This is a genomic window from Serratia sp. YWN4 (genome assembly GCF_055790845.1).
In genome coordinates, this window is the sequence record NZ_CM147696.1 from 4,317,417 (window position 1) to 4,331,374 (window position 13,958).

At 54.2% G+C, this 13,958-nt stretch carries 2 protein-coding genes; both read right to left on the minus strand.

What is annotated here, in order from left to right; all coding sequences use genetic code 11:
* Positions 1–102: 102 nt before the first annotated feature.
* Positions 103–6,078 (minus strand): Ig-like domain-containing protein, encoded by a 5,976-nt coding sequence (locus ACX9GT_RS20170; protein WP_473188413.1) that lies wholly within the window; start codon positions 6,076–6,078, stop codon positions 103–105.
* A gap of 603 nt (positions 6,079–6,681) precedes the next feature.
* Positions 6,682–13,254 (minus strand): Ig-like domain-containing protein, encoded by a 6,573-nt coding sequence (locus tag ACX9GT_RS20175; RefSeq protein ID WP_473188414.1) that lies wholly within the window; start codon positions 13,252–13,254, stop codon positions 6,682–6,684.
* Positions 13,255–13,958: the final 704 nt, after the last annotated feature.

Here is a 13,958-nt window from a genome sequence, read left to right on the forward strand (position 1 = left end):
ATACTCCTTAATAATCCTGCTTGCGATTACGCACCATAAAAGTGCGTAATCGATTGATATCTCAATATTGAAGGGGCCGACGGGCAGCCCCTGGTGTTAATGTTACGAATACTGGACGGTAACCCCCTGCTGTACCAGGATCTCTGCCTCTAACCCGGTGTGGTGATAAACATCGTAAGAGACACCTGCGGCAACCACTTCACCGAGGTTTTCCCAATCCCCCACATCCATGCCGTTAGGCAGCAGGTCGCTCAGCATCACCACGTCGCCCGCATTGCCTTTAACTGCCATCTGTACGCTGTCGTCGTTGATGAATGCTCCACGGAACCCCTGATCCAGCACATCGCCCAGGGAGATTTTCAGCGTGTTATTGCCGGAACCCGTAATGTCGATCACTTCCACCGAACTCAAGCGCCCTTTCCAGGCGGACAAATCCAACACCTGATCCGCTCCGGTCAGTTTCAGCGTATCAACGCCAGCGTTACCTTCGATCACCTTGACAGAGTCAAGTACGTTGACGTCATTCACCGTGAAGGTATTGTCACGGTTCTGACCGTAAACTTCAGATACCTCCCCCGTCACGGTCATATTCACACCCGGTGCGGCACCGCTGGTATTGGCAAAACCAGACAGGTTACCGGCCAGATCAACCAAGGCTACGCTGGCACTGCTGATTGCCCCCACCTCCAGCGTCACTGAACCTGCTGTGATGTCCTGCTCGGTCAGAGTGTGCTCAAAACGATGAGTGCCGTTGTCAGCGATTACCGCGATACGCTCGCCCACCACCACGTTCGCCGGATCAAACTCAACCCGCAGGCTGGTTCCATCCAACGTCGGTTTAGCCGGTGTTGACGGCGCGACGTTGTCAAAAGTAACGTCCTGGTTCATCACATAACCGGCGTTACCGGACTGGTCTACCACTCGGGTCTTGATGCTCCAGTTCGCCACGTGTTCATTCAAGTCCTGAGCCGCCCATTTAGTGCCTTCAACCAGCGCATCAAACCAGGTGCGGCCACCGTCGCTAGACACCTGCAAGGTCTGGCCTGCGGTCAGTTCTGCACTCAGGCTACCGTGCATCAGGCGCCCAGCACTGCCGTTGTCGGTGACAAGATCTTGCCCGTCATAGCCGGAGTCTTTACCCATCTGCGACAAACGAGCCACCTGAGTCGGGCCATTACCGGTATAGACAATCAAATCAAAGGGATCGGAAGCCGGGCTGCTGTTACCTGCGACGTTCAGGACAACGGCAGTGAAACTGTATTCGCCATCCTGCAAATCGCTCTGCGGCGTAAAGGTCCAAATCCCTTTGTCATCAGCCTGCGCACGCCCAATTTCAACACCGCGGTCATAAACGATCACGGTAACATCAGGCTCACTGCTTCCGCCGATTTCAGGACGGGGATCGTCAGTCAGATCACCAGAATTCAATGCCCCCATCACGGAACCAACATCGTCCTTCACGAATTCAATGACAGGTGCCTCAGGCAGGTGCACGACAATAGTGGTTGGCCATGCGGTTGATGCCTCAGACTTGTTGCCAGCAGCATCTTCTGCATAAACGGTAAAGCTGTGCTCACCTTCTGCCAGTTCGCTTTCCGGGGTAAATATCCAGTTGCCATCGTTACCGGCTACCACTTCGCCGATCTTCTGCTCTTTATCGTAAATCGTGATAGTTGCCCCTGCCTCTGCACGCCCCGTCAGGGTTGGCCGCGTATCGTCGGTAATATCACCCGGTTCAAGAGCCCCCACCTTCTCTCCCACGTCGTCATAAACCCCCAAGATAGTGGGCGCATCTGGCGCTTGGGTATCCACAATCACCACCCATGGATCGGACGGCTCTGACTGGTTACCGGCTTTATCTTCGATAATTACGCTGATTTCGTGCTCACCGTCTGCCAGCTCGGTTTCTGGCGTAAAGCTCCACTGACCGTCTGGCTCAACGGTGGTTTCACCGATCTTCTTGCCGTTATCGGTAATGATGATGGTGTCACCCGGCTCACCCTGGCCTTTCAGCGTTGGGGTGGTGTCGTCAGTGATGCCCCCTTTGGCGATCGGCCCCTGGATTGGCCCCTGATCGTCAACGATCTCACTGATGCCTGGGCCATTACCGTCGGTGCCCGGCTGCACAGGTGGCGTAGTGTCAATCACCAGTTCCCAGGCGCTGGAAGGCGCGGAAGTGTTGCCTGCCACATCGGTTGCCGTGGTGGTAAAGCTGTGCGGGCCTTCGGCCAGCTCAGTTTCCGGCGTGAACTCCCACTTGCCATCCGTACCGGCTACCACTTCGCCAATCTTCTGCTCTTTATCGTAAATCGCTACGGTGGCTCCCGCTTCAGCCTGACCGCTCAGGGTCGGTTTCGTATCGTCAGTCACATCACCCGGCAACAGTGGCCCGGTCTTGTTACCCACATCGTCAACAATGCTGCCGATGGTCGGCGCATCTGGCGCTTGGGTATCCACAATCACCACCCATGGGTCGGATGGTTCTGACTGGTTACCGGCTTTATCTTCGATAATTACGCTGATTTCGTGCTCACCGTCCGCCAGTTCGGTTTCCGGCGTAAAGCTCCACTGACCGTCTGGCTCAACGGTGGTTTCACCGATCTTCTTGCCGTTGTCGGTAATGATGATGGTGTCACCCGGCTCACCCTGGCCTTTCAGCGTTGGGGTGGTGTCGTCAGTGATGCCCCCTTTGGCGATCGGCCCCTGGATGGGACCCTGATCGTCAACGATCTCACTGATGCCTGGGCCATTACCGTCGGTGCCCGGCTGCACAGGTGGCGTAGTGTCGATCACCAGTTCCCAGGCGCTGGAAGGCGCGGAAGTGTTGCCTGCCACATCGGTTGCCGTGGTGGTAAAGCTGTGCGGGCCTTCGGCCAGCGCAGTTTCCGGCGTGAACTCCCACTTGCCATCCGTACCGGCCACCGCTTCGCCAATCTTCTGCTCTTTATCGTAAATCGCTACGGTGGCTCCCGCTTCGGCCTGGCCGCTCAGGGTTGGCTTCGTATCGTCAGTCACATCACCCGGCAACAGTGGCCCGGTCTTGTTACCCACATCGTCAACAACGCTGCCGATGGTCGGCGCGTCTGGCGCGCTGGTATCCACAATCACCACCCACGGATCGGACGGCTCTGACTGGTTACCGGCTTTATCTTCGATAATCACGCTGATTTCGTGCTCACCGTCTGCCAGCTCGGTTTCCGGCGTAAAGCTCCACTGACCGTCTGGTTCAACGGTGGTTTCACCGATTTTCTTACCGTTATCGGTAATGATGATGGTGTCGCCCGGCTCACCCTGGCCTTTCAGCGTTGGGGTGGTGTCGTCAGTGATGCCCCCTTTGGCGATCGGCCCCTGGATGGGACCCTGATCGTCAACGATCTCACTGATGCCTGGGCCATTACCGTCGGTGCCCGGCTGCACAGGTGGCGTGGTGTCGATCACCAGTTCCCAGGCGCTGGAAGGCGCGGAAATGTTGCCTGCCACATCGGTTGCCGTGGTGGTAAAGTTGTGCGGGCCTTCGGCCAGCGCAGTTTGTGGCGTGAACTCCCACTTGCCATCCGTACCGGCCACCGCTTCGCCAATCTTCTGCTCTTTATCGTAAATCGCTACGGTAGATCCCGCTTCGGCCTGGCCGCTCAGGGTCGGTTTCGTATCGTCAGTCACATCACCCGGCAACAGTGACCCGGTCTTGTTACCCACATCGTCAACAACGCTGCCGATGGTCGGCGCGTCTGGCGCGCTGGTATCCACAATCACCACCCACGGATCGGACGGTTCTGACTGGTTACCGGCTTTATCTTCGATAATCACGCTGATTTCGTGCTCACCGTCTGCCAGCTCGGTTTCCGGCGTAAAGCTCCACTGACCGTCTGGTTCAACGGTGGTTTCACCGATTTTCTTACCGTTATCGGTAATGATGATGGTGTCGCCCGGCTCACCCTGGCCTTTCAGCGTTGGGGTGGTGTCGTCAGTGATGCCCCCTTTGGCGATCGGTCCCTGGATTGGCCCCTGATCGTCAACGATCTCACTGATGCCTGGGCCATTACCGTCGGTGCCCGGCTGCACAGGTGGCGTAGTGTCAATCACCAGTTCCCAGGCGCTGGAAGGCGCGGAAGTGTTGCCTGCCACATCGGTTGCCGTGGTGGTAAAGCTATGCGGGCCTTCGGCCAGCGCAGTTTGTGGCGTGAATTCCCACTTGCCATCCGTACCGGCCACCACTTCGCCAATCTTCTGCTCTTTATCGTAAATCGCTACGGTGGCTCCCGCTTCGGCCTGGCCGCTCAGGGTTGGCTTCGTATCGTCAGTCACATCACCCGGCAACAGTGGCCCGGTCTTGTTACCCACATCGTCAACAACGCTGCCGATGGTCGGCGCATCTGGCGCTACGGTATCGACAATCACCACCCACGGGGAACTGGCCTCGCTATAGTTACCTGCTTCGTTTAACGTCACAAAGGTCAGATTATGATTACCATCAGCAAGCGGAGCTGCTGGAGTAAAGCGCCATTCGCCTCCCGTATCTGCTGATACACGACCGACTTCCTGGCCGTTATCGTAAATAATCACGGTTGAGCCAGGTTCTGCTCTGCCAGCAATCGTCGGGGTAGCGTCGTCAGTCTTATCGCCAGAGTTAAGGTAATGCGCAATATCGCCATGATCGTCGTAAACTGAATCGACAATCGGTGCATCTGGCATACCCAGTACAATATTGATTTGCCAAGGCTGCGATGCCTGAGACAGGTTGCCGACCTGATCCGTGGCGGTTACGGTAAGAGTATGCAACCCGCCATCCATTGGCGTAGCCGGGGTAAAATCCCAGTTTCCGTCAGCATCGGCTTGAACTTCAGCAACTTTGGTACTGTTGTCGTAAATAGTGACCTTGCTGCCAGCTTCAGCACGCCCCTTTAACGTTGGCGTGCTGTCATCGGTTGCCGCGCCATTAGGCACCGCCCCTGTTACTGCACCAACGTCATCCAACACCTCAATAATCTGAGGTTGCGCAGGCGGCAGAGTATCAATGGTGAAAATATATTTGGCCGAGGACAGGCCGACGTTACCAGAGAAGTCGATCCCCACCGCCCTGAAAGCGTATTGGCCATCCAGCAATGGAGAAATTGGCGTAAAGTCCCATTTGCCGGACTGATCGGCATAGGTGGTGCCTACCAGTGCATTACCGTTGTAGATGGCGATCAAACAGTTGGCTTCACCTTTACCCGACAGGGTCGGCGTATTGTCACCGGTATAACCATTTTTGCCGATCGGCGTGGCTGTGCCAGTATTATCAGCAACCACACTGGAAATGTCGCTACGGGAAGGCGCCACCGTATCGATGATCAATACAATGTTTCCAGAAGTCTGGCTGGTAGCCGGATCGCGCACGTAAAAAAGCTGCCCGCCTTCTTCCAATGGAACAGTAGGGATAAATGACCAGTTACCTTCCGCGTTAACATCAGCAAAGCCAGCCAACTCACCGTTCTGGAAGATTTCCAGCCGCGCACCCGGTTGCCCAGCACCTTCAAGCTTAGGTGCTTTATCATCGGTGACGCTACCGCTGACCAACACGCCCTGTTTTTGACCAACCTGATCATAAACAGCCGTGATTGATGGTTTTACAGCAAATGAATTCTCTTCCGGCAGGCTTGCCGCTGACAGGAACAACGCGTTCGCAGGGGCGACAGCGTCGGTTGGCTCTGAAGAAACATCGCTGGTTGGGTTCAGCAATTCAGCCTGCTCTTCAAGATATTGCAAGGTGGTGGCCTGCTGGATCACCTTCAGAGAAACCGCTTCTGCCTGCTCCTGCTGTGTACCAAGATCAATGCTGGTTAATACGACTGGCCCTTGAGCAGGACTTTCTTCAGCAGACAGATACTGACGATATTCGCCATTGTCGCTCAAACCGAAGACTTTACCGTTAGTCAGGTAAAAATCCTTGATGACTACGCTAGAAGGCGTCTGTGACTCCGTATAAAAATTCAGATGCAGATCGTTACTGACACGCTCTGCCGCAACGCTTTCGTTAATATCAGTACCGTATTGCTCAGTAACAATATAGCGTGCCCCATCCATCGCCTGAACAGGCAAATATAAACTCTTAACTTCATCTACAGGATAGAAAAATAAAGTGTCTTCATCAGTTAAAAAAGCAAAGTTCATTGCATTATTACCTATGTATATTTATTCAAAGATAAAGCGAACCCGAGCCTGGTATGGAAAAGCTCGCCTTAGTGAGATTTAAAACTTAGTGCAAGTGAATCTTCGTTCTGACTCAGATGACCTTCCTCTAATAGCATGTCAGTAATCCTTTGATGTCTTAATCGAACCCGCGTTATCAAAACCCCATAGCGTTTGTCGCTATACTTGTGAAAATGACAGGCAAAAGAAATCTGGGGAAATAAACCGCCTCCCCTCAGCTATTGAAGCATTACTCTAAATTCTAACGGCTTTTATGTCTGTCAGGCGCGTTCGAATTTAAATGAAAGAGTGTAGAACCAGTACTAAATCCATTGCATATAATCTTCATACCAACTCTAAAGAACTCAGGATTGTGCTTACCCGTTAGCCAACGCAGCAAACACACCTATATCCTGAAGTGGGGTGAGTATATTGATTAAAAAATAAAGCGGGCATGAGCCCTGTATGGCAAAGCCCGCTTTATTGCTACTCTAATCAGGTCTGTCAGAACGATTATTGGAACTGTACGTCAACGCCCTGCTGTACCAGGATTTCGGCCTCCAACCCGGTGTGGTGATAGACATCGTAAGAGACACCTGCAGAAATCACCTCGCCGAGGTTTTCCCAGTCCCCCACGTCCATGCCGTTAGGCAGCAGATCGCTCAACATCACCACGTCACCCGCATTACCTTTGACCGCCAATTGCACGCTGTCATCGTTGATAAACGCACCACGGTGCCCCTGATCCAGCACATCGCCCAGGGAGATTTTCAGCGTGTTATTGCCAGAGCCGGTAATGTCGATCACCTCTACCGAACTCAAGCGCCCTTTCCAGGCAGACAAATCCAACACCTGATCCGCTCCGGTCAGTTTCAGCGTATCAACACCAGCGTTACCTTCGATCACCTTGACGGAGTTCAGTACGTTGACGTCATCCACCGTGAAGGTATTGTCACGGTTCTGACCGTAGATTTCGGCCACATCCCCCGTTACGGTCATATTCACACCCGGTGCGACACCGCTGGTATTGGCAAAACCAGACAGATTACCGGCCAAATCAACCAAGGCTACGCTGGCACTGCTGACTGCACCCACCTCCAGCGTTACTGAACCTGCTGCGATATCCTGCTCGGTCAGGGTGTACTCAAAACGATGAGTGTCGTTGTCAGCGATTACCGCGATGCGCTCGCCCGCCACCACATTCGCCGAACCAAACTCAACCCGCAGGCTGGTTCCATCCAACGTCGCTTTACCCGGTGTTGGCGGCGCGACGTTGTCAAAAGCAACGTCCTGGTTCATCACATAACCGGCGTTACCAGACTGGTCTACCACACGGGTCTGGATGCTCCAGCTCGCCGCGTGTTCGCTCAAGTCTTGCGCAGCCCAACGGGTTCCGTCGACCATGGCATCCAGCCAGGTGCGGCCACCGTCAGTGGAAACCTGCACGCTCTGCCCAGCCACCAGTTTTGCACTGAGGGTGCCGTACATCAGACGGCCCGCATTGCCATTGTCGGTGATAAAATCATGACCGTCATAACCGGAGTCCTTGCCCATCTGTGAAAGGCGAGCAACCTGAGTCGGACCAGTGCCGTTATAGACAACCAGATCAAAGGGATCGGAAGCTACACTCATGCTACCAGTACCATTTTCAGCCACTGCGGTGAAACTGTATTCACCATCCTGCAAATCGCTGTCTGGCGTAAAGTTCCAAATCCCTTTGTTATCAGCCTGCGCCCGCCCGATTTCGACACCACGGTCATAAACGATCACGGTAACATCAGGCTCACTGCGTCCGGTAATTTCAGGACGACGATCGTCGGTCACATCGCCAGAATGTAATTCCCCGGTTACTGGACCAACATCGTCGATCACCGCGTCGATCACCGGCTTAGCCGGTAAGTCACCGCCATTCACCAGCACCAATTCCCAAGCGCTGGAAGGCGCAGAAGTGTTGCCTGCCGCATCGGTCGCCGTAGCGGTAAAGCTGTGCGAGCCGACTGCCAGCGCAGTTTCCGGCGTGAACTTCCACTCACCATCCTTATCGGCCACCGCTTCGCCAATCTCCTGCCCTTTATCGTAAATCGTTACGGTGGCTCCCGCTTCAGCCTGGCCGCTCAGGGTCGGCTGCGTATCATCGGTGCTGGCACCCGGAGCAAGCTCACCCACTTTGCTGCCCACATCGTCAACAATGCTGCCAATGGTCGGCGCGTCTGGCGCGCTGGTATCCACAATCACCACCCATGGATCGGACGGCTCTGACTGGTTACCGGCTTTATCTTCGATAATCACGCTGATTTCGTGCTCACCTTCACCCAATTCGGTTTCAGGCGTAAAGCTCCACTGACCGTCTGGTTCAACGGTGGTTTCACCGATCTTCTTGCCGTTATCGGTAATGATGATGGTGTCACCCGGCTCACCCTGGCCTTTCAGCGTTGGAGTGGTGTCGTCAGTGATGCCCCCTTTGGCGATCGGCCCCTGGATTGGCCCCTGATTGTCAACGATCTCACTGATGCCTGGACCATTACCGTCGGTACCCGGCTGCACAGGTGGGGTGATGTCGATCACCAGTTCCCAGGCGCTGGAAGGCGCGGAGGTATTACCTGCCACATCGGTTGCCGTGGTGGTAAAGCTGTGCGGGCCTTCGGCCAGCTCAGTTTCCGGCGTGAACTTCCACTCGCCATCCTTATCGGCCACCGCTTCGCCAATCTTCTGCCCTTTATCGTAAATCGTTACGGTGGCTCCCGCTTCAGCCTGACCGCTCAGGGTTGGCTTCGTATCATCGGTGCTGGCACCTGGGGCAAGCTCACCCACTTTGCTGCCCACATCGTCAACAACGCTGCCGATGGTCGGCGCGTCTGGCGCGCTGGTATCCACAATCACCACCCATGGATCGGACGGCTCTGACTGGTTACCGGCTTTATCTTCGATAATTACGCTGATTTCGTGCTCACCGTCTGCCAGTTCGGTTTCCGGCGTAAAGCTCCACTGACCGTCTGGTTCAACGGTGGTTTCACCGATTTTCTTACCGTTATCGGTAATGATGATGGTGTCGCCCGGCTCACCCTGGCCTTTCAGCGTTGGGGTGGTATCGTCAGTGATGCCCCCTTTGGCGATCGGCCCCTGGATTGGCCCCTGATTGTCAACGATCTCACTGATGCCTGGGCCATTACCGTCGGTACCTGGCTGCACAGGTGGCGTGATGTCGATCACCAGTTCCCAGGCGCTGGAAGGCGCGGAGGTATTACCTGCCACATCGGTTGCCGTGGTGGTAAAGCTGTGTGGGCCTTCGGCCAGCTCAGTTTCCGGCGTGAACTTCCACTCGCCATCCTTATCGGCCACCGCTTCGCCAATCTTCTGCCCTTTGTCGTAAATCGTTACGGTGGCTCCCGCTTCAGCCTGACCGCTCAGGGTTGGCTTCGTATCATCGGTGCTGGCACCTGGGGCAAGCTCACCCACTTTGCTGCCCACATCGTCAACAACGCTGCCGATGGTCGGCGCGTCTGGCGCGCTGGTATCCACAATCACCACCCATGGATCGGACGGCTCTGATTGATTACCGGCTTTATCTTCGATAATTACGCTGATTTCATGCTCACCCTCAAGCATTGGAGGTGGAGTGAAAGACCAGCTACCGTCTGGTTGAACCTCAACGCTGCCCAACAGTCCGTCATTGTCATAGATATGGATGGTATCTCCCGGCTCACCTTTGCCTTTAAAGGTCGGCGTCGTGTCATCGGTCGTTCCACCATTCGCTATTGGCCCCTGGATAGTCCCAACGTCATCAATAACGCTGCCAATCCCTGTTTCCCCGTCGTTTCCTGGTTTACCCGGTGCGGTGATATCAATATTGAAATCAAAGACTGGAGTTGGTGAGCTTTCACCACCAGCAACGGTAATCACCGTTGCGCTGATTTCATGACTCCCCTCAGGCAATGGCGTCAGTGGTGTAAAGCTCCATTTACCAGAAGCCTCACTTTTCACGGAACCTATCTCAACACCCTTGTCGTAGATCACCACGGTGGAGTCAGGGAACGCACGGCCACTGAAGGTTGGCGTTGCATCATCCGTTACGCCACCCTTGCTGATTGGGCCTTGCTTGACACCAACGTCGTCCTGCACCGCATCAATAGACACTTCAACCAGATGGGTGTTGACGGTAAATTCGATAGGCGTGCTGATTTCACTCAGGTTGCCCGCACGATCGATAACCTGAGCGCTCAGGCTGTGATCACCATCGATTAACGCTGTATCTGGGGTGAAACTCCAGATTCCATTGCTACCACTTGCCACACGGCCAATCTCTATACCTTTGTCGTAAATAACAATGGTGGCATAAGGTTCAGCTTCGCCATGGAAGGTCGGCTGTGCGTCATCGGTAATGCTGCCGTTAGCGATAGGCCCTTGGATATTGCCAACGTCGTCCAGCAGTTCACCGGATGCGATCGCGGCTGGCGGTGTGGTATCAATAATTAAAGGATAATCCCCGGTTCTCGGGCTGATATTACCCGCAGCATCCGTTGCCTGCGCCGACAGATTGTTTAGCCCTTCAGGCAGGTCTGTATCAGGGGTGAAACTCCATTGACCTGTAGTCTCTGCCACAACGCTGCCCAACAACTCACCGTTGTTATAGATGCTGATTGTGGTTCCTGGTTCTGAAGTTCCCTTCAGGGTAGGGCGAGTATCATCGGTAAGCGCATTCTTTTGCAGTGCCCCCTGGATGGTACCCACATCATCAAGTACGGCAATAATCGATGGAGCGCTTGGTGCATAGGGTGCAATCAGCGAAAAATCGAACGCGGACGAGGAGTCACTCATATTGCCAGCAGCGTCGATGGCCTTAACCGTGATCGTGTGGTTACCTACGTTAAGCGCTACATCTGGCGTAAATTTCCAATCACCTTCGCTATCGGCTTGAGCTTCACCGATTTTCTTACCCTGATCGTAAATAATGACCGTAGAACCCGCTTCAGCCTTACCATTGATCATTGGGCGATTGTCATCAGTCACCTCACCCGGCTGAATTGCACCGGTCTTGTTGCCCAAGTCATCAACAATGCTGCTGATGGTTGGTGCGTCTGGTGCGCTGGTATCCACAATCACCACCCACGGATCGGACGGCTCTGACTGGTTACCGGCTTTATCTTCGATAATCACGCTGATTTCGTGTTCACCGTCTGCCAGTTCGGTTTCCGGCGTAAAGCTCCACTGACCGTCTGGCTCAACGGTGGTTTCACCGATCTTGTTACCGTTGTCGGTAATGATGATGGTGTCACCCGGCTCACCCTGGCCTTTCAGCGTTGGGGTGGTGTCGTCAGTGATGCCCCCTTTGGCGATCGGCCCCTGAATTGGCCCCTGATCGTCAACGATCTCACTGATGCCTGGGCCATTACCGTCGGTACCCGGCTGCTCAGGTGGGATGGTGTCGATCACCAGTTCCCAGGCGCTGGAAGGCGTGGAAGTGTTGCCTGCTGCATCGGTTGCCGTGGTGGCAAAGCTGTGCGGGCCTTCGGCCAGCGCAGTTTGTGGCGTGAACTCCCACTTGCCATCCGTACCGGCCACCGCTTCGCCAATCTTCTGGCCGTTGTCGTAAATTGCTACGGTGGCTCCCGCTTCAGCCTGGCCGCTCAGGGTTGGCTTCGTATCATCGGTGCTGGCACCTGGCAACAGTGGCCCGGTCTTGCTGCCCACGTCATCATAAACGCTGCCGATGGTCGGCGCGTCTGGCGCGCTGGTATCGACAATCACCACCCACGGATCGGACGGCTTGGATTGATTACCATCTTGGTCTTGGACGATCACGCTAATCTCGTGCTCGCCTTCACCCAGTTCAGTTTCTGGCGTAAAGCTCCACTGACCGTCTGGCTTAACGGTGGTTTCGCCGATCTTCTTACCGTTGTCGGTAACAATAATCGTGTCCCCTGGTTGACCGGTACCGTTTAGCGTCGGAGTGGTGTCGTCAGTGGTGCCGCCTTTGACGATCGGCCCCTGAATGGAGCCCTGATTGTCGATGATTTCACTGATAGGGTCTTGGGCTTTAGGTTCTTCAAACTTAGGTGGCAACGTATCAATCACCAGTTTCCAAGAACCGGAAAGATCGGAGGTATTGCCTGCTGCGTCGGTCGCGGTAGCGGTAAAGCTGTGTGAACCGTCTGCCAGCGGAGCCGCTGGGGTGAATGACCACTTACCTGTGGCATCGGCTTGAGTTTGGCCGATCTTCTGGTCGTTGTCGTAAATAGTGACGATGGCACCGGCTTCAGCCTGGCCCGACAGGGTCGGTTGCGCGTCATCGGTCGTGTCGCCCGCAGCCAATGGCCCGGTTTCGCTGCCCGCGTCGTCAAAGATGCCGCCGATAGCAGGCTGTGCTGGAGCAAGGGTGTCAACGGTAAAGTCAAACGCATCAGATGGCTTGCTGATCGCACCATCGGCATTCTGTTCAACCATAGTGATACTGTGGGAACCGTCGGTCAGCGGTTCGCGCGGAGTGAATGACCAGCGGCCATCCTGACCAACCTGAGTTTCACCTATTTTCTTTCCATTGTCGTAAAAGACAATGGTATTACCAGGCGTGCCGCTGCTCCCCAGAAAAGTCGGGGTATTATCATCAGTCTCAGCACCACGGATAATAGCACCCTGTAAAGAGCCTTTATTATCAATAATCTGACCTAACACTGGGGTAGATACGCCCGGTGCTGGCTGTGGATCTGCGGGAGCCTGTGGTTGTTGAGGTTGAGGCATATCACTATTGCCGCCGCCGCTATGCTTGCCAGGTCGGCCTTGGCTGACCATGGCACCAATAGCCGCAGCGCCCAGCCCGAGGATGCCGAGAGCAGTCAGTATGGAGTAGCTTTCATGGCTGGAGAGCTGTTCCCCACCCAGAACCAATGGCGAACTTTCACCATCCAACAACATCGCCGCAACAGCACCATTATCGTCGCCATCGGAAGAGATATATGGATAGTAAGCCCCGCTCTCAGCCATGCCGATAAGTTCCGCATTATTCAGGAAGAAATCCTCAATAATGACCGTTGGTTGATCCAACGAATCCCCCTCAACACTGACATGCAGGTCTTTACCCACACGCTTCACAGTGATGTTTTCAGGGGCAAAACCGGTTTCTTTGTCTGCAAGGATAAATTTACCATTGGGAATGGCTTTTATCTTTTGAGGGGAGCTCGTGTTTTTTTGGCGCAAAGACAGCTCTTGCCGTACTTCCTTACCCTCCATTAATACGAGTTGTGTTGGCCGCATTACCATATATTCTTCCTAATCAATTTCAATTTGCTAACGATACGATCGTCACATACACTTTTTTCGCAAAGCAGATGTAACAATCCAGATGGTGTTCTTAATGATGCTAAACATGGGTCATGGCTGGCTGTTGCAGACCGGCTGAAACATGCCTTTACCCTGAAGCCCATATTGAACAGTGTGATGGCGGAATAGTCTTTCTGATTGGTATGAATTCTTGATGCTTGCGGGCGTTCCCGTACGAAATCGTGATTATGTGTTTAATTAACTTAAAAAATATGTCTAAATAAAGATTATCCTGCACAATAAGATCAGGTCATCAACGCCCCATCCTGCATCAGGCTACAGCCGTAGTTGCCAAAGTAAGGGGGGTTACTGGCACTATTTCGAACTGGTCAGGTATTTATTTCCTTTAGCGTTCTCTAATCTACTCATCGCGCAAAGTCGCGACGTTTTCTAAGCAATTACGGCAATAAGCAGCCCCTCAAGAAAACCAAAAGAGTTAATCCATGTTCTTACTTGGTATTAATGTTGGCCGTTGC